Raw genomic sequence first — 21,908 nt, forward strand, 5'->3', positions numbered from 1 at the left:
ACAAAAACAAAATACCATGACACAACCAGTTATCAGTCAGTATCATTTCTTAGCAGAATGGGGCGGATCCAGAATCGATTTTCTCGAAATTTCGGGATTGGATATTGTAGTCGATATCGTCCCCATGCGAGGCGGAAGTTCTCCAGAAGAGAGTGAAATAAAAATTCCGGGATTAACGAGATATAAAGATATTGTTTTGAAAAGAGCAGTAAAAGTCGGTGATAATGAATTTTACAATTGGATTAAAACCCGAAGTTTTGGAACCATTGTTACTATTTCTCTACTTAATGAAAAACACGAACCTGTCATTTCCTGGAGGGTTAAAAATTGTTTTCCTTCTCACTATATCGGTCCTGTGCTGATGAGTAATGATTCTCAACTCGCCACGGAAACGCTCATATTAGCACATGAAGGCTTTTCTGTGGAACATCTTTAATAATGATGAAACTACGATTGTATTCCTCCTCTATTTAAATGATCTCTTTGCGTGAGGGATAGCAATGGAAATCCTTTTTGTTTGCAGTAATGCGCCGTAGAGGTGCTTTACTGCAAATAAAAAGATTGTAATGAATAGCCCGACCCTTGGGGCACGCCCAAATAAAAAAAGTGTAGAAAAATCTACACTTTAAGGTTTTATATCGGTTGAACCATTTCCAGGAACCAGTCTTTGACTTCGCCCTGCAAATCGTTTTCGAGTTTTTCTTTACACCAGTTATGGTAATTATTTAACCAGTCTTTTTCCGGCTGTGTCAATAATTCGGTGGCGATCACATTTTTGTCGAAAGGACAAATCGTCAATGTTTCAAAATCATAGAATGTTCCGAAGTCCGTAGTTTCTACTTCGCGAACAGCAATCAGGTTTTCATGACGGATTCCGTAATGGTTTTCGTAATAAAAACCGGGTTCATTTGACAGAACCATTCCCGGAATCAATTCCTGAAAATTCATGTCTTTTCTAATGTTTTGTGGGCCTTCGTGCACATTCATAAAACTACCTACACCGTGACCGGTTCCGTGGTTGTAATCTTTACCTTCCTGCCAAAGCGCCATTCTCGCAAAAGCATCGAGCTGAACGCCACGTGTACCTTTCGGAAATTTGACCATGGAAAGCTGAATCATTCCTTTTAAAGCTAAAGTTGAATTGTGTTTAAATTCCTCGGAGGCATTGCCTAAGGCGAAAGTTCGCGTGATATCGGTAGTTCCTTCTAAATATTGACCACCCGAATCTACCAAAATGGTCGCGTCATTGGTTACCTCTTTGCTGCCTTCAGGTTTTGCAGAATAATGCATTTGCGCACCATTTTCTCTGTATCCGACGATGCTGCCAAAACTTTCGCCCACGAAGTTTTTACCCTCTTTTCGGAAGCCTAACAACTTCTCCCCAATCGAATATTCATTCATGCTTTCTTTGCCTGCCTGATGCGTTAACCAATACAGAAATTTCACCATGGCAACACCGTCTCTCTGCATCACGGTTCTAAATCCCTCCAATTCTGTTTCGTTTTTAATGGCTTTCATTAAATTTCCGGGAACTGGCGCTTTGATGAAGGTGTTGTTTTCTTTTAAAGTCTCAAATATGGCTTGATTGCTCGTAGGTGAAACCAATATTTTTTCATCTTTAAAGTTTTTAAGCTCTTCATAAAATTCTTCGTATGGTAACATTTTTACCCAAGCATCATCCATCTGTTTTCTGGACTCGACCTCTAACTTTTCTAAATCGACAAAGAGTTTTGCCTCATTTTTAGTTAAGATAATGTAACCTAAAAAAACGGGATTCGACTGTACATCAGATCCACGGAGATTTAAAGTCCAGGCGACATCATCTAAACTGGAAATAATATGTACGGAAGCGCCCAATTCTTCCATTTTAGCACGGATATCGGCCATTTTATCGGTAACCGACTTCCCGGCTCTTTCAACGGGATGAACAAAGACCGGATTTTTTTTCGCGTTGGGATTTCTGTCTTTCCAAATCTCTTTTAATAAAGGCAAATCAATCAGCTTTTTACCTTGGGCTGTTAATTTTTCGTTTAATAATTCCCAGTTGGCGTGTGAAGTTGCCAAAGCATTAACTGCCACGGTGCCATCCTCCGGAATTTCAGAAATGATCCAGTCGATATAATGGGGTGTTCCTTCCATGCCATCTTTAAAGAGATCGATGCCGGAACCTTTTAGTTCTAAAGGTGCCTGCACGAAATATCTTCCATCGGTCCATAAACCTGCTTTGTCTTGGGTAATTACAACCAACCCCGCAGAGCCTGTAAATCCTGAAAGCCAAGATCTTTCCTGCCATTCGTCAGGTAAATATTCACTCATGTGAGGATCGGCGGAGTAAATGATAAAAGCATCTACTTTATGAAGAGCCATCTGCTCGCGCAGTGCTGCTATTTTTTCTGATGAAGTCATATTATAAAATTTGATGTGAATTTACGAAGAATATCAGACTCTAAAAAAGTCTTAATGCTAAAGTTTTACTAAATTTATAATGTATGCGCATAAAAAAACTATGCTGAAACGAATTCAGCATACTTTATAAAATAATCAACGATAAGGTTTACTTCTGAGAAGCATTCATCGCATCTTCTTTTGCTTTAAGCTCTTTAAATTTTACGTCATTCTTAGTTGAAAGATACAGACCTTTTAACAAAGTAACAGCGTCAATATTGTTTTGGTCATATTGGTACCATTTTTCAGCGTATGGAAGTGTGGCTGCTAATCTCGCTCTTCTGGCTTCGATGATTTTATTGGCCTGTTCAGTTTTTCCGGCTTTTCTGGCTGCATTGTAATCATCAATTGCTTTGGCATCGTCACCCATCGTCATGTAGGTAAGGTTTTGGTACGCCTGTGCAAAATCCGGTTTCAACTCAATGGCTTTTTTGTAAGAAGTTAAGGCGTCCGCTTCAGTTGCCGGATCCTTACTTTGCAAAACTCCTAAGTTGTACCAGTTGTTAGGATCATTTGGGTTTTTCGCCAATTGCGCTTTCAAATTGTTTACAAACTCATTGGTTTTCCCTGATTTATAATACGCATTCCCCTGAAGTTCAGACAATTTTGAACTTGCGGGGAATTTTTTCATCCCTTTTTCGATTAAGGCCAAAGCTTCTTCAGCACGATCTGAATCCAGCAACAAAGCAGCAGTGGTTTCATACATTTCCTGCTCTAAACTTTTTGAAGTTTCAGTTTTAAAATCGGTGTAATCTCCGGCAGCTCCCATTTTTTTATAAAGGTCCCAGCTGGTTTTTTCCAAATTTTCAACCTCATTGGTTTTCTTATTTTTCGCCGTGTAAGTAGTTTCAATTCCGGTATAGCCGTCGTTTAACAACTGCATGTAAACATCGATCGCTTCTTTCTTTTTATCTGCTAAAGCATAGGTAAGACCTGAATAATAAAGGTATTTTTTATTGTCTTGTCCCGCTGCATTTAATAAGTCATAGACTTCCTTAAACTTTGGAGCGGCCTCTGCATACTTTTTCGAATTGTAAGAATCTAAAGCGGCTTTGTTGGCTGCCTCAATTCCCGGATTTAGAGATGAACCTAATTTACCCGTTAGCGTTGGAGTGTAAGATTCTTCTTTTAAACCCTGGATCCCGGAAGCATCAGCTGCTTCTTTTCCTACGTAATAGACTTTATTTTTTGAGGAATCTTTACCTACATAAATCTTATTTTTAGCAAGACTATTAATTTTAGCTAAATAAGAAGCACCTTCTGCAGTTTTCCCTGATTTTAAAAGTGCTAATCCTTTCGCATAATAATACTGCTCTAAGACTGCAGGCTCCAAGAGATAGGTTTTATCTCCCATCGCACTTTCTGCCTGTGCAATTTGTGCGTTGGTTGTTGCTACATCGCCCGCTTCAATTGCTTTAAAAGCGGCTGCGACCTCCTTTTTTTGTCCAAATGCGAAGGCAACCGTTAATGTTGCTACGCTTAAAAATATTTTTTTCATTTTATTTACTAATTTGGTTATTTATTATTCTTCCGATTCTTCTTCAGAATCTTCTTCTGTTTCCGTTGTTTCGTTTTGTGCTGCCTCCTCATCCTCAATTTTCTTCAATTCTTCCGGATCTCCGATATTGGTGTAGGCATTATTCCCGGTTAAAGGCTGTTCGCTGAAATCAGGATTTGCAGAATCAACATGCTCGGTTGGTAGACCTTCCGTAGATTCATCTGCTTCTTCATCCACAACTTCCTTATCCATTTCAACTTTTGCAATGGCGGCGATTTCGTCATTCTTTTTAAGATTAATGACTTTCACACCCTGAGTATTTCTACCCATGACGCGCATTTCATCCATTCCCATTCTGATGGCGACACCTGATTTATTGATGATCATTAGACCATCTTCATCGGTAACTGATTGAATAGCGATCAGATTTCCTGTTTTCTCCGTCACGTTTAAGGTAATTACTCCTTTCCCACCACGGTTTGTTTCTCTATAGTCAAGCACCGCGGTACGTTTACCATAACCTTTTTCAGAAACCACTAAGACCGTATCATTTTCCAGATCGTTTACAACGATCATACCAATAACTTCATCTCCTTTTTCAAGAGAGATTCCACGAACTCCGATGGATCCACGTCCAACTGCTCTGGCTTTCTCTTCCGGGAAGCGGATACATTTACCATTCTTCGTCGCGATCATAATCTGGGAACTTCCATTGGTTAATCTCGCACCTAAAAGCTGATCACCTTCTCTAATTTCAATGGCATTTACTCCATTGGTTCTTGGTCTGGAATAAGCTTCTAATGAAGTTTTCTTGATGGTTCCGTTTTTGGTAATCATCACCACATTCATTTGATTCACATACTCCGGATCCTTTAAATCATTGGTTCTGATGTACGCTTTAATTTTATCGTCCGGCTCAATATTTATTAAATTTTGAACAGCTCTTCCTTTGGACGTTTTCGAACCTTCCGGAATTTCAAATACTCTTAACCAGAAACATTTTCCTTTTTCTGTAAAGAACAACATATACTGGTGATTGGTTGCGGCGACAATATATTCCAAGAAATCTTCATCTCTGGTCGTTGCTGCACGGTTTCCTACGCCACCACGGCTTTGTACTTTGTATTCTGAAAGCGAAGTTCTTTTGATATAACCTGCATGAGAAATTGTAAGCACCACTTTTTCGTCCGGAATTAAATCTTCAATTGACATTTCGCCGCCTGAATAATCAATTTCTGTACGTCTTTCGTCGCCGTATTTTTCCTTCATTTCAAGCATTTCCTCTTTAATGATCTGATATCTTCTTGGCTCATTTGCCAAAATATCTTCTAAATCATTAATTAAGGCCATGATCTCTTCGTATTCCGCCCGGATTTTGTCGAGTTCCATTCCGGTTAAACGGGCCAATCTTAAATCTAAGATCGCTTGTGCCTGGATTTCAGAAAGATCAAATTCTTTCATCAAACCATCTTTCGCTTCCGCTGGATTAGAACTGTGACGGATAATTGCGATTGCTTTATCTAAGTCATCCTGTGTTCCAATCACTTTCATGAAACCTTCAAGAATGTGGGCTCTTTCTCTGGCTTTTCTTAAATCATATTTCGTTCTTCGAACAATAACTTCATGTCGGTGTTCTACGAAATGGTGAATGATATCCTTTACATTTAACTGTACCGGACGGCCTTTCACCAAGGCAATATTATTTACACTAAAAGAGGTTTGTAATGCCGTATATTTATAAAGCATGTTCAAAACTACATTCGGTATGGCATCATGTTTCAATTCATAAACCACGCGCATTCCCTGTCTGTCAGATTCATCACGGATCTCATAGATTCCCGGGATTTTTTCGTCTTTTACGAGTTCTGCCGTTCTGGCAATCATCTCGGCTTTGTTAACTTGATAAGGAATTTCAGTAACGATAATTGCATTTCTGTTACCGATTTCTTCAAAACCAACTTTCGCACGAAGCACAATTCTACCGCGACCGGTATGTAAAGCATCACGAACACCATCATAACCGTAAATAATTCCACCTGTTGGGAAATCCGGTGCGATGATGTGTTTCATCAACTCATCAACTGTAATTTCAGGATTATCGATGTACGCATTAATTGCATCAATGGCTTCTGTAAGATTGTGAGGCGCCATATTCGTCGCCATTCCTACTGCAATACCCGAAGTTCCATTCACCAAAAGATTGGGGATTTTTGTAGGCATTACGGTAGGCTCCGTCATGGAGTCATCGAAGTTGTTTTGAAAATCAACGGTGTCTTTGTCAAGATCAGCCAAGATCTCATCGGAGATTTTCTGCAATCTTGCTTCGGTATAACGCATTGCTGCCGGCGGGTCACCATCCATAGAACCAAAGTTACCCTGACCATCAACCTGCTGATAACGCAAACTCCAAGGCTGCGCCATTCTTACCATCGCATCATAAACGGAGGTATCACCGTGTGGGTGATACTTACCGAGAACATCACCTACGATTCTGGCAGATTTTAAATGTTTCCTGTTTGAAAAAACGTTTAATCCGTACATACCGTAGAGAACTCTTCTGTGTACGGGCTTTAAGCCATCTCTTACATCGGGTAACGCTCTGGAAACGATTACCGACATCGAATAATCGATATAAGAGGATTTCATTTCATCAACAATGTTGATAGGAATTAACCTTTCTCCTTCTTTATGCATAATATTTTAATAAAATGAAAATCAAGCAGTTATAATTACGCTTGAAAATTCTTACAATTCTAATTTTAATAACGCGCTAAATTACGAAAAAATTACCGAATTTTGCCCTAAATCCCGCCCTTAAAATCATAAAAAAAGTTAAAAATAATGAGCGTTTTAAGCATCACATTTCACACCACAGAAAACCTCAGCGCTGCCTGGGAAAAATACCTTGTTGAAGATCTTCACCAAATGGTAGAAAATTTACTTGATGCAGAAAAGTATCTGTTGTCAGAAGTTGAAAGCGATATGATCTCGGAAGGAAAAAATACCAACCTGCTTTTGATGTTTGAAAACATAGAAAAACGTCAGGATTTTATTGAAATTGAACTCCCGAATATTACGGAAAGAATAGAAAAAGAATTTGGAGACCAGGTGATGATTTTTCAAACCGCTCTCAATCCAAGAAAATCACAGATGTAGAAGGAACATATCCATTACAAAACCCCAAATTTAAAGTTTGGGGTTTTTATTTTAAGAAAATGTTTTTAACGATACTAAAAGCTTTTCGGCCTTTAAATGAAATCGTGAACACATTAAATCACGGCTAAAAAATTAATGGTGTTTACGTTATCGGCGTAAGTATCCAAGCCTGGAGTCTGAGCTTCACCAAAGTTGATGGAGTCTAATCCCAACTCCGGTTTAGCGACCACGGCCTGTATATTCTCCTCGTTTTCGGATAAGAAATCCTTCACCTCATCCAGTGTTTTATACCGCGTAAAATTCAGCACCGAAAGCGGAGAAAATAAAGCAGCATCTTCTTTCAGCATCACAAAATTATTATCCCAGAAACGCTCTGCATTCAACAGATAAATCGCACGGTTGTACTCATAATTGTTGGCATACTTATGATGATTTATTACATTTTTAAAATTCAGGAAACTTTCGAAGATGAGATCAATTTTAAAATCTTGCGGGATGAAAAGTCGAGTCACATTGCGGCAACCCAAACCAAAATACCGGAAAATATCTTCCGCTAAAAGCTCAAGTTCCTCTGGCGTTTCGTCTCCTTTTAAAACTGCTACCGAAGTTCTGTTCTTGCGGATAATACTTAATGAATCTTTAAAATAATACTCCAGATAGCGGGCGGTATTATTACTTCCTGTCGCAATTACTGCATCGAAATTCTGCAGTCTTTCCACCAATTCATATTCTATGGATTCCTCCGAAAAAATTTGCCATTTCTTCAATAAAAACGGAAGCATCATTTTGTCTTTGGAGGACAGTTTAATGATCGGACTATGACCGCTTAGTATAACAGAAATCACATCATGAAATCCTACCAAAGGAATATTTCCCGCTAAAATAAGTCCTACTTTTTTTGGAATTTTTGCGGGTTCATAATCGGCAAGCCAACTTTTAAGGGACTTTTCTTCCAATAAATCGGTCCATTTTTGTAAAGCAAATTTTTGATTTTCAATGGTAAACCAAGAATTTTCAATTTCAGATCTTCTCAAAACCCCCATAAACTCCTCTTCTTCTGCAGAAAAATTCTCTGGATCAGTATTCAGAAAATCCTTAATATAAGTGCTTAACTTACAAAGTCCTAAAATTTGTTTTTCTGTCTTCATTGTGTGGAAAATTGAGGGATTTTTAGTAATTTTGTGCAAATTTAAAAAATAAAGTAGCAATGGCTATCAAAATAACAGACGAATGTATAAATTGTGGTGCTTGTGAACCGGAATGTCCGAACAACGCCATCTATGAGGGTGCAGTAGACTGGAAAGCATCAGACGGCACTGCCTTAAAAGGTAAAGTGGTTTTGAAATCCGGTTTAACTGTTGATGCAGATGCACCGCAGGAACCCGTAAGTGACGATGTATATTTCATAGTCACCGATAAGTGTACCGAATGTATTGGTTTTCATGAAGAACCACAGTGTGCCGCGGTTTGCCCGGTCGACTGCTGTATTCCAGATGAAGATCACGTAGAATCAGAAGAAAGTCTACTCGAGAAAAAAGCATTTCTACACGGAGAATAAATAATACCGCTCACTCATTGTGGGCGTTTTTTCTAGCAAGTTTAGATTCATTATCACAAGAATCTCAACAATTTCATTGTCACTCAAATTCTTCTAAAAAATAAAAATAGTAATGAGCAAAAAACACAATTTTAGTGCAGGACCCTGCATTTTACCGGAAGAAGTTTTTCAAAAATCTGCAGAAGCCATTCTGGATTTCAACGGAAGCGGACTTTCTCTACTAGAGATTTCTCACCGCAGCAAAGATTTTGTAGCGGTCATGGATGAAGCCAGAGCCATCGTGAAAAGACTCATGAAATTGGGTGACGATTATGAAGTTTTATATTTAGGTGGTGGTGCCAGTTTACAATTTGCAATGGTTCCCTTTAATTTAATGAAATCTGAAAATGGAAAAGCTGCTTATTTAGATACTGGAACTTGGGCTGCAGGTGCCATTAAAGAAGGAAAAAAATTAGGAACTGTTGATGTAGTTGGTTCTTCAAAAGCAGAAAATTATTCTTCTATTCCAAAAGATTATAAAGTAGGAAGTGAATACGATTATTTTCATTGCACCTCCAACAACACTATTTACGGAACTCAAATGAGAGAATTCCCAAAAGTTGATACTTTGTTGGTCTGCGATATGAGTTCAGATATTTTCTCCAGAGTCATTGACTTTTCACAATTTGATTTAATTTATGCTGGAGCTCAGAAAAATATGGGTCCGGCAGGAACAACTTTAGTAGTTATAAAAAAAGAAATCTTAGGCAAAACAGGACGTGATATTCCATCGATGTTGGATTATTCTTTACATATTGCCAAAGAATCCATGTATAATACTCCACCGGTTTTCCCGGTTTATGCTTCCCTTTTAACGTTACAACATTTAGAAAATAACGGAGGAATCGCAGCGGCAGAAGTAAGAAATGAAGCCAAAGCAAAATTGATTTACGGAGAAATTGACCGAAATCCATTCTTCGAAACGTTCTGTGTGAAAGAAGAAGACCGCTCGCTAATGAACGTTTCTTTTAAATTAACAGACGAGTCAAAAAAAGAAGAATTCGATAACGCCTGGAAAGAAGCCGGAATCAGTGGTCTGAATGGTCACCGAAGTTTAGGCGGCTACCGCGCAAGTATGTATAATGCAATGCCAATCGAAAGTGTTCAGGTCTTGGTCGATGTAATGAAAAATTTAAACTGATATGAAAGTTCTTGCAAACGACGGTATATCTAAAGCCGGAGAAGAGCTGCTGAAAGGGGCAGGAATAGAGTTCCTAGAAGCCAAAGTTTCTCAGGAACATCTGATCAATTTCATTAATGAAAATAAGGTAGATGTCTTACTGGTCCGCAGTGCCACCAAAGTTCGTAAAGATCTACTCGATGCATGTCCCGGATTAAAAATAGTTGGTCGTGGCGGCGTTGGTATGGATAATATCGATGTAGAATACGCCATTGAAAAAGGACTGTACGTCATCAACACCCCAAATGCTTCCTCGCGGTCTGTCGCGGAGATGGTTTTTGCACACTTCTTTTCTTTAGCCCGATTCCTTCATGAGTCGAATCGGTTAATGCCTCTGGAAGGTGATACCCATTTCAAAGCCATGAAAAAAGCTTTTTCAAATGCGATAGAAATGGAGGGAAAAACCTTAGGCGTTATTGGTTTTGGCGGCATTGGTCAGGAAGTGGTAAAGATTGGAATTTCTTTGGGAATGAAAGTTAAAGTGCTGACCCGAAAACCTCGAACAGAAACGATCTCTCTGGAGTTTTTTGATGGGCAAAAGGTTGATTTTAAGATTTCCTCAGACAACAATACAGATGAATTCTTGAAAGATCTGGATTTTTTAAGCATCAACACGCCAAAAACAAAAGAATATATTATTGATACTCCCCAATTTGAAAAAATGAAGGATGGGATCTTTATCGTAAACACAGCAAGAGGCGGTGTCATCAATGAAGTCACTTTACTGGACGCCATTGAAAACGGAAAAGTAGCAGGAGCTGCTTTGGATGTTTTTGAAAATGAACCGAGCCCTGAACTCACCCTTTTAATGAATCCCAATTTGTCACTTTCTCCACATTTAGGGGGAAATACAAAGGATGCCCAACAGAAAATTGGCCGGGAACTTGCTGAGCAAATCATCGAGATTAAAAAGAAATTGTAGAAAAGTATGCCAACATTTAAACCATTTCGAGGAATTCGACCCAGCGAAGATTATGTTGATATCTTCCCTACTCATCCGCTGGATAATTATACGCAAGAAGAAATAAATAAAAAATCTCAAATCGATTCATCTTATATTCAGATGATCAAACCGTACGTGGTAAGCAAATCCAAGGATCTGGACCGTAATCTGCGTAAAATCCGCACCAATTTCGAAGAACTTGTGGCAGACCGAAAGCTGATACAGGATAACTCATCTTACTATTTATACGAGCAGTTTTTACCAAATAAAACAGTGTATCGCGGACTTTTAGGTTTGGTGAGTGTTGATGATTTTTGGAACGGCAAGATCAAGAAACATGAATCCACGCTTACGCAGCGAAAAGAGAAACTCGCCTATTACTTAGATAAAGTAAATGTGCAGGCGGAACCCGTATTGCTCACGTACATGGCAAATCCTAAGGTGGAAATGCTGATGAATCACGAAGAAAAGAATGTTCCTATTCTGAATTATTTAGATGACAACGGAACCCGGCACAAAGTTTGGCGTATCAACAATCGCTTGAAGATGCTTCAATTTAAAGAAGTTCTGGAGCAAATCGATTCCTTCTACATTGCCGATGGCCATCACCGCATTGGTTCTGCCGCTCTACACGCAAAGCATCAAAGAGATAAGAATAAGAAACACACCGGGACTGAACTTTACAATTATGTTTTCAGCTATATTGTATCAAATCAATCCATAAAAATCCATGATTACAACCGTCTTGTAAGTGATTTAAACGAATTAAGTTCAGAAGAATTTTTAAGTAAAATTGAAAAAAGTTTCCTGATCCACGAGAAAGGGACTGAGCCTTATTTCCCTTCCAAAAAATTTCATATCTCTATGTATTTAGAGGGGAAGTTCTATTCGCTTCACGTAAAACATGATCTGCGGAAACAAGAGAACGAGATGAATGATCTGGATCATTTATTCCTGGAAAAATATATTTTAAAGGATATTTTAAACATTGAAAATCCAAAAACCACCGATAAAGTGGATTATCTGAAAGGAAATTCTACCATTGACGGAATGAACAACATTAAAAAAATGGTAGATTCAGGTGAAGCAAAAGTAGGTTTCGGAATTTATCCCGTCAGTTTTAATGATTTGTTAAAGGTTTCAGATAACAAGATCATCATGCCACCAAAATGCACTTATATAGAACCAAAATTGGTGACTGCTTTAATTATGTATGATATGAAGCAATAAGTAAAGTTTTGAAATTGCAAATCCAGATTGTTATTAATTTTATTTAAATTTGGGTACTTCAATTTTAAAAATTATGAAATATTCTATTATAAAAATACTTCCGCTCTTTCTGGGCGGAATTTTGTTTTCCCAAAATGCCGTTGATTCCATTCAATTTAAAAATATTTCTGATGAAATTTTGGTTAATGGAACTGCGTATGAAAATTTACGCGATCTAACACAAAACATTGGACACCGTTTAAGCGGATCTGCAGCTTATGAAAAATCCACTGACTGGGCTGTTCAAAAATTGAAAGAAGCCGGCGCAGATAAGATCTGGAAAGAAGAAGTGATGGTTCCGGTTTGGGAACGTGGCAAAGAATCGCTTCAGATAAAAGAAGGAAACGGAAAGTGGCGATCTTTAAAAATGCTTTCATTGGGGAATTCTGAAGGAACAAAAGGTAAAGATGTAGAAGCCGAAATTGTCTTTGTAAAAAACAAAGAAGACTTTGACAAACTTCCTGATGCTGCGATAAAAGGAAAAATTATATTCTTTAATTACGCCTTTAACCAAAAATTTATTTCGACCGGGCAAGCTTATGGTGATGCCGGGAAATATAGAAGAAGTGCTGCTTCCTGGGCTGGAAAAAGAGGTGCAAAGGCCGTTATCATCCGTTCGCTGTCTTCTGCTTTTGATGATGTTCCGCATACGGGAATGATGCGCTATGATGAAGATGACACCGCAAAAATAGCAGCCGTTGCCATCGGTCCGAAAAGTGCCGATGAACTGGAGAAAACTTTGAAAAACAAAAAGGTATTCGCCAGATTAAATTCCAATGCAACCATGAAAGGGGAGAAACTTTCGCATTCGGTGATTGGAGAGATTACAGGAAATAAGGACCAAAGTGTAATCGTAATTGGCGGACATTTAGATTCGTGGGATGTGGGCGAAGGAGCACAGGACGACGGCGCCGGAATTGTTCAGAGTATCGAAGTTTTAAGAACTTTAAAAAAACTGGGCATTAAAAATAACCATACGATCCGCGTCGTTTGTTTTGCCAATGAAGAAAACGGCGTTCGCGGTGGAAATCAATATGCAGAGAACGTTAAGAAAAATAATGAAAAACATATCTTCGCCATAGAAAGTGATGGTGGCGGTTTTACCCCACGCGGATTTGGCTTGGTTATGAGTCCTGAAAAACGCCAGCAAGTTCAGTCTTGGAGAAATCTTTTCTTACCGTACGGCGTTCATATTTCGAATTGGAATATGCCGGAACCGACATTGAACCGATGGAACCTTTCGGAGTTCCCTTAGCCGAATTAAGTCCGGATTCACAAAGATATTTCGACATTCATCATTCCGAAGAAGATACTTTCGATAAAGTGAACCGCAGAGAATTGCTTTTAGGAGCTTCAGCAATGGCACAGTTAATTTACATGGTCGATAAAAACTGGTAATGAGAAAACCCCCAATTCACCGTAGTTTTTGGAATGCCATTAAAGGCGTGATGTGGCTGATCAAATCTGAACGTAATTTTCAGATTGAAGTTTCTGCTCTTCTAATTAATGTCTTTTTGATACTCTATTTAAAGTTAACCGTAAATGATGCCGCTCTAATTTTTGCGGTCTCATTTGCTGTCTTGGGATTAGAAATTCTAAATACCTGCGTTGAAAAAATCTGCGATCTCATTCAACCCGAATTTGATGAACGCATAAAAATCATTAAAGATATTGCGGCAAGTGCAGTATTTCTAATGTCAATTGGCGCTGTAATCGTCGGTTTACTGGTGTATTCTAAATATCTGTTTTAAATGCGCTTTCTTCGTAAGAAGTTTTTGCAGCCTGATATCCGATCTCAAAAATTTCCTCCAAACGGTGGGCTTTTCTTTCAAATGTTCCGTAGTCTGCCAATTTCTGAGAAGTAATGAACCAGTCACAATAGGAAAATTTATAGATTTCTGTACGGTGCGACATGAGGTCGTAGGCGCGCGAAGTAATAGATTTAATCGTCTTTAAATCTCCTAATTCTACATTTTGCGGCGGAGACACGTAACTTCCAATCAAGTGCTCACAATCATTGTTAATGATATCAGCCGGGAAATTGTTAAGAACACCGCCATCACTAAACATTTCATTACCCACCACATAAGGCGTGGTAATGCCGGGAATGGAGCACGAGGCAATAATCGCATCAACCACTTTCGTGTATTTATCGAAAACCCTTTGTTTACCCGAGACCAGTTCTGTGGCCACAATCTTGACTTCCTTCTTTAAATCGCCAATTAACATATCTTCAAAAATCGGATTTAAATAAGAAGAAAAAATCACAGATGAAACCAAACCGGGTTTATTAAAAGTAAAATGTCGCCAGTTGAAAAAATAGACCGATTTAAAAAAACTCAGAATTTCATCTGAACTCTTTCCGTATGCATGGAGTGCACCAACAATAGATCCCGCACTACAACAAGCTAAAACATCTGCTTCAAGATTTTTCTCTACCAAAAATTTTAAAACACCTGCATGTGCAACGCCTTTTGTTCCACCGCCCGAAAGGACCAAACCGAGATTAAATTTTTCCATAATAAAAAGTTGGTCAAAATTAAGAAACCAGCAACACAATTCGGTGATTTCATTTTTTTATTTTTGAATGCGATGCTTATTACTTTTATTAAAATTGATGGACTTTCAATTTCCATTAATTATTTTTAATGGAAATTACTTTAATATTGATCGAGCATTTTACTTTTCTAATTTAAAACACATTCTTCATAGGAACTTTTTGCTGCCTCATAGCCAATATTAAAAATTTCTTCCAGCCGGCTGGCATTCTTTTCAAAAATGCCGTATTTCGATAATTTTTGTGGACTGATGAACCAATCGCAATAAGAGAACTTATACATTTCTGTACGGTGAGAAAGCAACTCGTAAGCGCGTGTGGTAATTGCTTTGATGGAATTTAATTCTGAAACTTCTACCTTATGAGACGGCGAGACATACACCCCGATTAATTTATCGCAGTCATGACAAATAATATCTGCCGGAAAATTATCTAAAACTCCCCCATCGCTAAACATTTCTTCACCGATGACATGAGGCGTAAAAATTCCGCGAATCGAACAGGAAGAGATTATCGCATCTACGACCTTATCTTTTTTTCCGAAAACTTTCTGCTTTCCTGTAACCAGTTCTGTTGCAACAATTTTAAGATCAATCTTTAAATCACCTACTCGCATGTCACCAAAAATAGGATTCAGATAAGTCGCAATAATCTCTGATGAAATCAAACCTGGTTTGTTAAAAGCAAAATGCCACCAGTTAAATAGGTAGACTAACTTGAAGAAATCGAGCATTTCTTCGGGAGTTTTACCAATTGCATATAATGATCCAACAATTGAACCCGCGCTGCAACAAGCCAAAACATCAGGCCGTATATTCTGTTCCCCCAGAAACTTCAATACGCCGGCATGTGCTATCCCTTTTGTTCCTCCGCCCGAAAGCACCAGTCCGAGTTTATAATTTTTCATAATTAAATATTATTTAAAAGCACAAAACCGCAAACTAAATCTGCGGTTTTGTGTGTATGAATGGTAAGATCTCTTTTATTTTAAAAGATATTCCTGCATAAATTTAATTACCGCTAACCTTTGAAAATCTACATTCTCCTTCTTTCGGAATCCGTGTCCTTCATTTTTTGCTTCCAAATACCAAACCGTATTTCCCTGCGCCTTTAACTTATCGCGCATTTGCATCGCCTCGGTAACAGGAACTCTGGGATCGTTGGTTCCCTGGATGATGAACATTGGCTTTTTGATTTTGTCTGTATTGTTTAAAGGAGCAATCTTGGTGAAAAATGCGCTCATTTTCGGATCGCGTTCGTCGCCATATTCTGCTCTTCTTAAATCACGTCGGTATTCTTCCGTATTTTTCAGGAAAGTATTGAAGTCCGAAATTCCTACTACGTCAACCGAACATCTGATTTTATCTGCGTATTCGTACGCCGTGGCCAAAGTCATGAAACCGCCGTAACTACCGCCCATAATCATAATTCGGTCTTTATCCAATTCCGGCTGCTTGGCAATCCAGTCTAATAATGCTCCGATATCTTTCACAGAGTTCATTCGGTTAAAACCATTGTCACTTGCGATATATGTTTTACCGAAACCGGAAGAACCACGAACATTCGGGTAAATAATCGCAACGCCCATTTCATTAGGGTAATAATTATTCGCTCCTAAAGATGAAGCCATCGACTGCCCTTCCGGACCGCCATGAATATTGATCATCACCGGTCTTTTCCCGGTGAATTTTTTAGAGGCCGGATAATAAAATCCCGAGATCTTCATCTTGTCAAAACTTGTCCATTCGATAAGTTTCGGTTGTGCCATATCGCTTTTCTGCATTTCTCCCTGTTCGCTGTCCGTCCATCTTTCAATGTTTTTAGAAGCCATATCTAAACGATAAATATCAGATGAAGAATCGTAAGTGGATTGGGAGAAAAAGAGTGATTTCCCATCATCTGTAAACTCAATATTATTGATTAAACCAATCGGTAAACCTTTTATTGGTGCATACTTTTTAGTTCCAGTATCCATTAAATACAACTTGTTCAAACCGCTTTCATTGGTTTCAAAAACAATTTTAGATTTGTCTTTACATAAAGTATAATCGGAAACTTCCCAAGGAATATTGCTAGTGAAATAAGTGATTTTTTTGGATTTTAAATTTATCAAAGCCAATCTTTTAAACTCATTGTCACGATCGGTTACATAATAAATCTCGTCTGAATTCTTCGCAAATTTTGCACTGCTTTGAACGATTTGCTTTTCATTACGATCCGTTATTGGCTCCAGCTTTTTTGTTTCGGTATCGAATAAATAAAGGTAAGATTCATTTGCTGATACATATTCTCCGATAATCAACTTTTTATCATCGTCTGAAATATCAGAAATTCCCCAACCACCGCCTTTCAGTTCCAAAATTAATTTGGTTTCTGTAGGGCTCAAAGGATTCATGTAATAAATATCGCGGTCACCACCATTTCTTTTGGTGGAGGAAAAGTAAAATCCTGAACCATCTTTTTTCCATTTCATTCCACCATTCTGGGATCTTCCTCCATCAGTCAGCAAGGTGGATTCCATGGTTTTTAAATCTAATGTGAAAAGCTGACCAAATTCATTTCCGCCAATATCTTTTGAATACACTAAATATTCTCCTTTTGTGGGTTCGAAATCTGCAGAATTCACAGGTTCATCAAAAAAGGTAATTTGTTTTCTGTTTCCTAAAGGTTTTGATAATTGATGCAGTTGATTGGTAGAAGCAAATCGTGTGACCATAATCAACTCCTTTCCATTCGGATGAATTGCGGTAAAGTTCGCCCCTCTGCTTTCAGAATATTTCTTGATTTTCTCGTTTAAACTTTTCGGGATCGCCGGAATATTTTCCGTAATTAAATTTTCATTCGGAACGACAATATCGTTTTTAGTTTGAGCAAACAATGCCGCACCGGAAAACAGACAAATCGGTAATAGATATTTGATTTTCATTAATAATAGTTTGATGTTAAGATAAGACTATTTAGGAAATAAAAAATACACCGCTTCAAAATACAAATCTGTGCAATTGGTTGAACGCACGATCAGTTTTTTCCGTTTTCTAAAATCTTGATTTCACAAACGCAATTCCATTGTTGTAAAAAAGATCTTCAACAAAAGCATCAAGGTTTAATTCGCCGGACCATTTTTTAGAATCCTCCATAGAGTTTAGAAAATATCCGAAATTAATGCGTACATAACTTTTCAGATTCGACATTTTATCAACAGTTGAAATATTCAGGAAAGGATTGATCAATCCGTCATAATCGCTACCGACCGTAATTTGTTTCTGGGCTTTTTTAAGATCGATTCCGTTTGCTTTGCAGACTTTAAAATAATGATAGAGGTGATTCAAAAAGTGATCGTAAAAATATTCATCACGCTGCGGAATTGATTGTTCAGTACATTCCTCTAATTCGCTCATTTTTAAAGTAAAATCATCATCAATGTTTTTGCCGATATCCTGATTCTTAATTCCTAAAGCCGCCCATTCTGTTTTGCTGAAATATTCTTTATCCACAATTCTTTCGCCGGTAGAATCCTGACCCGTAGGTTTTTCATCATTTCGATCGACATATCCTAAAATTCTTCGGTCTAAAGAAACTCCGATGACTCCCCGATTTTTTACAATCCAGGCAATTTCTTCATCAAATAAATTAATGGTTGATGAATTAAAGGTAGGAAATCCAGGTCTGGTCAGCATTTTTTTAGCGTCAAATGGTTTGGTATGTTCCACATAAATCGCACCTGAAAGTGGTTTTTTCATTTGAATAAAACCCGGCCAGTTTTTAAATGAAGTCCCAGTAAATCCAGCATGCGTACAAACTAAAGGTTGTTTATTCTTGAATTTCCCCGCTTCGATTTCGGTGATGAGATCTTTTCTGGATTGGTAACTCATGTGTTTTACATCCACACAAATTTTTCGGTCAAATAAGCCTTGAACGACTTTTCGTCCATCGTTTTCAAAACCATTTCCCGCCGGAAGAAAATCAATAGTATCAGAAATCTGCATTCCAAAAGCGTGGTTGCAAAGATTGGATTGTTGTAAATGTGTAATGTTGACCGCAAGCACATTGACTTTTGCCAAAACTTTATCCAGGTTTTTTAAAATCGTATCCGGATTATAATGATGAGTCGCATCGCAGAAATTATTTTCGTCCACCAAAGAATGGCAACCTTCAATAATAAAGAAAACATTGACTTTATTTTTTGGAAGTCCGGTCTTGAAACTATCTTTTGTCAGAATATTGAACGAGGTTTTCGCATCGAGATAAGGTTGCAGCGTTCTGTTCATCAAGAAATCGCTGAAGGCTTTGTATTGATTATTCTCAATTTTTTCTAAAAGCGCTGTCGAAAGTTTATAACGAGAACTTGCCTTTAAATATGGAATTAAAGGAATTACGGCTTTTGCAACATACCGTTCCGGACTGTAAAGTACAGCACCAACAACCACTTCTTCATTAAACTGCGCGAGTTGGGACTGATGGATTTGCGATTAAATAATATTTGGAAGATCCGACATAAATCGGGGTAGAAAAGCAACATCGTTTTTATAAATCAGGGAATCAATATTGGGCGAATCGCTAAATAGTTGTTTCAGAATCGGATGGCAATGAAAATCGAAGAATCTCATGGTATTGTGTTTTTAGTTTACACAAATGTACCGAATGTTGATTTCAAAAATTTATTTTTGAAGTTAAATTATTGGAAGACAAAGTGTTGAAGATAAAATCACGGATTACAAATCCGCGACATCGGGTAAATATTGAGAAGTTATAAAAGATGGTTTTGAGGAAGCGATTTTGAAACTTAAAGGATTACATTTTTTTTACCCACTTCATAAAGTTTCCACAGTTTAATTTTATTTATATTGGCTACACCAGACGAAAGGATTCGTGCAGTAACGTGGGCTTATCTTTCAGGTGTTAAACGGATAAAAACAAATAAAAAGAATGTGAAAAAGATCCAATCATTGATGCCGTAAATTGTATAAAATATTCCAGCCATTTTATCTTTTTCAAATACGTCTCTAAGATTATTTGTTGTCATCCATTTTGTCCAATGTGTTGCATAAATCAATTTTTCAAGGGTAAATACGGCGATGAGCCATTTTAAATGTTGAAAATTTTTAGAAACCGCGATAAATACCAAGCCCCAAATTACGATCATTAACAACCCAAAATTGGACATCGCCTGAGAGTCAAACTCCGGAATGACGGTATTGGTGAAAATTCTGGAAAAAGTTATAACGCCAAAGACATTCATCAATCCTGCTGCAATAAATCCTTTTGTGAGGAGTTCGTTATTTATTTTCATTTGTAATCGATTTATTAACAGGTTTCGAATAATGGTTTTATAATTTTGTTTTTGAAATTAAATTACTAGATGGGAAAGTTTTGGTGAAGAGACACGGATTATAAATCCGCGTCATCGGGTGTTATTTCAGAAGTTTTCGCCTATTTCTCTAAACATTTCAATAGGAGATAGATATTTTACTCCAAAATGAATACATGGTTCAGGAATTTTTATTCGATTCCTCCTTTGTGGTTGACTAATTTCATGCGTAACTATTGTTAAGTCATGCTTTTTAGCATAAGAAATTAACCAAGGGTCGGCTAGATCGGTTGCTAAAAATTCATCTTTTGCAGATTGTAAAAAGTGGGTACTTGAATGTGCCCAATTTGCTAACTGTGCATAAATATCTACACAAGAGGTCGAATCTACGAAGAAACTGCTAACCAATTCATTTTCACACCAAACCGATAGTTGGTCAGGGTTGCTTGTTTCACAAAGTTCTTTTTTTACCTTATCAATGCTTATAATTATTCCATCATTAGATAATTCTAATATTTTATTCCAAAAACTAGGAACTACATCAAATGGATAATACATTCGATGTGCTTGAATAAAAACATTACTATCTAATAAGTATTTTGCCACTAATAAAGATATTCGTTAATAAATTTATTATACGTTTCGCCTTTCATATTTGTGAGTTTATAAGCGTCACGATATAAAAGTTTGTTTTCTTTCACTGCATTGTTAACAAACGCTGCAAAACGCAAACTAATTCTTTTTTTTGTAGTTGCGTAAAAGTCACCTCCGGAACTTTGTCGGTCTTTTCTTTCTTTGATTTCATTCATATATTCATTGTAGAATCGAATAAACTGTTGGAAAGTAATTAATTTTAAATCTAAAGCTCGACGACCAATTACTATTGGACTTACTTTAAAAATCTTACTCAAATATTTAAAATTCTGACTAGTTTTCCATTTCTTTAAAAAATATATTTCAGGAACTAAAAGTTCTGCAGCAACTTTATCACAAAGTATTTCTAATGGATCATCTGCAGGTATTAAATTAGCATTATTAAAACCTGCGCTCTCACCAAGCCATACATGAGCCAATTCATGCATTATTGTAAACATTTGGGCTGCTTTAGCATCTGCAGAATTTATAAATAAAAATGGAGCTTTTTTGTTAACTAATACAAATCCTCTACATTCATTTACATCGATAACTCGATGGGTATTATTTCCCACAATACCATTATAAGTTACAATAATACCCGCTTCTTCAATCTTAATAGTTAGATAATCAAGAGCTTCTTCCCATTTATTATGTTTACTTGCCCAATCAAGTTCAAGTTTAAGGACATTTCTAATGTGATTAACTATATCTATATAATCATCGTTAATGCTGAATTTCCCCACAAAATCTAATTGTGGAAAGTGTAAATCTTCCAAATATTCAGTAAGCCAATTTTGTCTATCTTGTATTATTTGAACTGTATGAAATACATTAAGACTAACCTTATTAGTGCTATTTTTTCCAGTTCTGAAAAAGGGTAATGGAATAGTTTCATTTGGCGGTTTTGGCAAAAACATATACCCAAAAGGAACATGGACTTTGTGGGTGAAGGTTTCTAGTTGTTTTACGGTAGGAAATTTTTCTCCATTAATCCAACTTTCAACATTTGCATTTTGAGAATAAAATTCTTCTACACTATTACCATTTCTAATAATAGCCCATTCAATTAATTCTTTATTTATATTTTCTATTCTAGTACTCACAGTACAAATTTAAACATTTTATGAACCTAGTCTAATTTTATATACTCAATTTAACATTACCGCTAACTCTCAAATATACGTAAGTTCTTAAAACAATAGAAAAAAAATTTTAAAAACACCCACTCTGCAGCCCGGCTTGAACGGAGCTCTTTTTGTGTAACGAAGTGGAACAAAAAAGCGGGAGTGGAAGACGGAAATGTCTGCCATAAAAAAACA

21 protein-coding genes are annotated in these 21,908 nt (G+C 37.2%); 9 read left to right on the forward strand and 12 right to left on the reverse strand.

Going from position 1 to position 21,908, the window contains the following annotated elements:
- Positions 1-16 precede the first annotated feature (16 nt).
- Positions 17-436: a phage tail protein gene (locus EIB73_RS04225; protein WP_125022936.1), complete on the forward strand. Its 420-nt coding sequence runs from the start codon at positions 17-19 to the stop codon at positions 434-436.
- Between the two features lie 197 nt (positions 437-633).
- Here the strand turns inward: EIB73_RS04225 and EIB73_RS04230 are convergent, their stop codons facing one another.
- The 3 genes from EIB73_RS04230 to gyrA form a co-directional block, all read right to left on the reverse strand.
- Positions 634-2,406: an aminopeptidase P family protein gene (locus EIB73_RS04230; RefSeq protein WP_125022938.1), complete on the reverse strand. Its 1,773-nt coding sequence runs from the start codon at positions 2,404-2,406 to the stop codon at positions 634-636.
- 148 nt (positions 2,407-2,554) lie between these two features.
- A complete protein-coding gene (locus EIB73_RS04235; protein ID WP_125022941.1) occupies positions 2,555-3,943 on the reverse strand; it encodes a hypothetical protein in 1,389 nt (462 codons plus the stop codon).
- 24 nt (positions 3,944-3,967) lie between these two features.
- Positions 3,968-6,637: a DNA gyrase subunit A gene (gene gyrA / locus EIB73_RS04240; RefSeq protein WP_125022943.1), complete on the reverse strand. Its 2,670-nt coding sequence runs from the start codon at positions 6,635-6,637 to the stop codon at positions 3,968-3,970.
- A gap of 147 nt (positions 6,638-6,784) precedes the next feature.
- Between gyrA and EIB73_RS04245 the strand changes: the two genes are divergently transcribed.
- Positions 6,785-7,099: a DUF4286 family protein gene (locus EIB73_RS04245; protein ID WP_125022945.1), complete on the forward strand. Its 315-nt coding sequence runs from the start codon at positions 6,785-6,787 to the stop codon at positions 7,097-7,099.
- A 113-nt stretch (positions 7,100-7,212) separates the two neighbouring features.
- Here EIB73_RS04245 and EIB73_RS04250 read toward each other — a convergent pair whose 3' ends face one another.
- Complete coding sequence (locus tag EIB73_RS04250) at positions 7,213-8,247, reverse strand: acyl-CoA reductase (protein WP_125022947.1); 1,035 nt, start codon at positions 8,245-8,247, stop codon at positions 7,213-7,215.
- 59 nt (positions 8,248-8,306) lie between these two features.
- On the opposite strand from EIB73_RS04250, the gene EIB73_RS04255 reads away from it, so the two are divergent.
- The 7 genes from EIB73_RS04255 to EIB73_RS04280 all read left to right on the forward strand — a co-directional run bounded on the left by EIB73_RS04255 (position 8,307) and on the right by EIB73_RS04280 (position 13,839).
- On the forward strand, positions 8,307-8,657 hold the full coding sequence (locus tag EIB73_RS04255) for a 4Fe-4S binding protein (protein WP_125022949.1): 351 nt from the start codon (positions 8,307-8,309) through the stop codon (positions 8,655-8,657).
- Positions 8,658-8,769: 112 nt separating this feature from the next.
- Complete coding sequence (gene serC / locus EIB73_RS04260; RefSeq protein ID WP_125022951.1) at positions 8,770-9,837, forward strand: 3-phosphoserine/phosphohydroxythreonine transaminase; 1,068 nt, start codon at positions 8,770-8,772, stop codon at positions 9,835-9,837.
- A gap of 1 nt (position 9,838) precedes the next feature.
- Positions 9,839-10,798 carry a D-2-hydroxyacid dehydrogenase gene (locus tag EIB73_RS04265; protein WP_125022952.1) on the forward strand — a complete coding sequence of 320 codons (960 nt, stop codon included), beginning with the start codon at positions 9,839-9,841 and terminating at the stop codon, positions 10,796-10,798.
- Between the two features lie 6 nt (positions 10,799-10,804).
- On the forward strand, positions 10,805-12,049 hold the full coding sequence (locus EIB73_RS04270) for a DUF1015 domain-containing protein (RefSeq protein ID WP_125022954.1): 1,245 nt from the start codon (positions 10,805-10,807) through the stop codon (positions 12,047-12,049).
- 73 nt (positions 12,050-12,122) lie between these two features.
- Entirely contained in the window at positions 12,123-13,343 is a 1,221-nt protein-coding gene (locus EIB73_RS04275) for a M20/M25/M40 family metallo-hydrolase (RefSeq protein WP_317132688.1), read from the forward strand.
- On the forward strand, positions 13,319-13,486 hold the full coding sequence (locus EIB73_RS15310; protein ID WP_317132689.1) for a hypothetical protein: 168 nt from the start codon (positions 13,319-13,321) through the stop codon (positions 13,484-13,486). The genes EIB73_RS04275 and EIB73_RS15310 overlap by 25 nt, the downstream gene beginning before the upstream one ends.
- Complete coding sequence (locus EIB73_RS04280; RefSeq protein ID WP_125022956.1) at positions 13,486-13,839, forward strand: diacylglycerol kinase family protein; 354 nt, start codon at positions 13,486-13,488, stop codon at positions 13,837-13,839. The genes EIB73_RS15310 and EIB73_RS04280 overlap by 1 nt, the downstream gene beginning before the upstream one ends.
- Here the strand turns inward: EIB73_RS04280 and EIB73_RS04285 are convergent.
- The 8 genes from EIB73_RS04285 to EIB73_RS04315 form a co-directional block, all read right to left on the reverse strand.
- On the reverse strand, positions 13,823-14,608 hold the full coding sequence (locus tag EIB73_RS04285) for a patatin-like phospholipase family protein (RefSeq protein WP_125022958.1): 786 nt from the start codon (positions 14,606-14,608) through the stop codon (positions 13,823-13,825). The two genes, EIB73_RS04280 and EIB73_RS04285, sit on opposite strands and share 17 nt — an antisense overlap.
- Before the next feature lie 167 nt (positions 14,609-14,775).
- Entirely contained in the window at positions 14,776-15,552 is a 777-nt protein-coding gene (locus EIB73_RS04290) for a patatin-like phospholipase family protein (RefSeq protein WP_125022960.1), read from the reverse strand.
- 75 nt (positions 15,553-15,627) lie between these two features.
- On the reverse strand, positions 15,628-17,571 hold the full coding sequence (locus tag EIB73_RS04295) for a S9 family peptidase (protein WP_125022962.1): 1,944 nt from the start codon (positions 17,569-17,571) through the stop codon (positions 15,628-15,630).
- Between the two features lie 109 nt (positions 17,572-17,680).
- Positions 17,681-19,072: an amidohydrolase family protein gene (locus tag EIB73_RS04300; RefSeq protein ID WP_125022964.1), complete on the reverse strand. Its 1,392-nt coding sequence runs from the start codon at positions 19,070-19,072 to the stop codon at positions 17,681-17,683.
- Positions 19,073-19,114: 42 nt separating this feature from the next.
- Positions 19,115-19,252, reverse strand: coding sequence for a hypothetical protein (locus EIB73_RS15010; RefSeq protein ID WP_164467853.1), 138 nt, complete (start codon positions 19,250-19,252; stop codon positions 19,115-19,117).
- Positions 19,253-19,530: 278 nt separating this feature from the next.
- Entirely contained in the window at positions 19,531-19,935 is a 405-nt protein-coding gene (locus EIB73_RS04305) for a hypothetical protein (RefSeq protein ID WP_125022966.1), read from the reverse strand.
- A gap of 126 nt (positions 19,936-20,061) precedes the next feature.
- A complete protein-coding gene (locus EIB73_RS04310; RefSeq protein WP_125022968.1) occupies positions 20,062-20,559 on the reverse strand; it encodes a DUF4411 family protein in 498 nt (165 codons plus the stop codon).
- A complete protein-coding gene (locus tag EIB73_RS04315; protein WP_125022970.1) occupies positions 20,559-21,692 on the reverse strand; it encodes an ImmA/IrrE family metallo-endopeptidase in 1,134 nt (377 codons plus the stop codon). The genes EIB73_RS04310 and EIB73_RS04315 overlap by 1 nt, the downstream gene beginning before the upstream one ends.
- Between the last annotated feature and the right edge of the window lie 216 nt (positions 21,693-21,908).

Source organism: Kaistella carnis (assembly GCF_003860585.1).
In the GTDB taxonomy this organism is placed as follows: Bacteria; Bacteroidota; Bacteroidia; order Flavobacteriales; family Weeksellaceae; genus Kaistella; species Kaistella carnis.

Bases quoted from the DNA above. Each gene is read 5' to 3' on its own strand.
- EIB73_RS15310 (WP_317132689.1), top strand. From the start codon at position 13,319: ATGGAACCTTTCGGAGTTCCCTTAGCCGAATTAAGTCCGGATTCACAA.
- EIB73_RS04235 (WP_125022941.1), bottom strand. From the start codon at position 3,943: ATGAAAAAAATATTTTTAAGCGTAGCAACATTAACGGTTGCCTTCGCA.
- EIB73_RS04230 (WP_125022938.1), bottom strand. From the start codon at position 2,406: ATGACTTCATCAGAAAAAATAGCAGCACTGCGCGAGCAGATGGCTCTT.
- EIB73_RS04285 (WP_125022958.1), bottom strand. From the start codon at position 14,608: ATGGAAAAATTTAATCTCGGTTTGGTCCTTTCGGGCGGTGGAACAAAA.
- serC (WP_125022951.1), top strand. From the start codon at position 8,770: ATGAGCAAAAAACACAATTTTAGTGCAGGACCCTGCATTTTACCGGAA.
- EIB73_RS04245 (WP_125022945.1), top strand. From the start codon at position 6,785: ATGAGCGTTTTAAGCATCACATTTCACACCACAGAAAACCTCAGCGCT.
- EIB73_RS04290 (WP_125022960.1), bottom strand. From the start codon at position 15,552: ATGAAAAATTATAAACTCGGACTGGTGCTTTCGGGCGGAGGAACAAAA.
- EIB73_RS04225 (WP_125022936.1), top strand. From the start codon at position 17: ATGACACAACCAGTTATCAGTCAGTATCATTTCTTAGCAGAATGGGGC.
- EIB73_RS04270 (WP_125022954.1), top strand. From the start codon at position 10,805: ATGCCAACATTTAAACCATTTCGAGGAATTCGACCCAGCGAAGATTAT.
- EIB73_RS04295 (WP_125022962.1), bottom strand. From the start codon at position 17,571: ATGAAAATCAAATATCTATTACCGATTTGTCTGTTTTCCGGTGCGGCA.
- EIB73_RS04305 (WP_125022966.1), bottom strand. From the start codon at position 19,935: ATGAAAATAAATAACGAACTCCTCACAAAAGGATTTATTGCAGCAGGA.
- EIB73_RS04275 (WP_317132688.1), top strand. From the start codon at position 12,123: ATGAAATATTCTATTATAAAAATACTTCCGCTCTTTCTGGGCGGAATT.
- EIB73_RS15010 (WP_164467853.1), bottom strand. From the start codon at position 19,252: ATGAGATTCTTCGATTTTCATTGCCATCCGATTCTGAAACAACTATTT.
- EIB73_RS04255 (WP_125022949.1), top strand. From the start codon at position 8,307: ATGGCTATCAAAATAACAGACGAATGTATAAATTGTGGTGCTTGTGAA.
- EIB73_RS04265 (WP_125022952.1), top strand. From the start codon at position 9,839: ATGAAAGTTCTTGCAAACGACGGTATATCTAAAGCCGGAGAAGAGCTG.
- EIB73_RS04250 (WP_125022947.1), bottom strand. From the start codon at position 8,247: ATGAAGACAGAAAAACAAATTTTAGGACTTTGTAAGTTAAGCACTTAT.
- EIB73_RS04280 (WP_125022956.1), top strand. From the start codon at position 13,486: ATGAGAAAACCCCCAATTCACCGTAGTTTTTGGAATGCCATTAAAGGC.
- gyrA (WP_125022943.1), bottom strand. From the start codon at position 6,637: ATGCATAAAGAAGGAGAAAGGTTAATTCCTATCAACATTGTTGATGAA.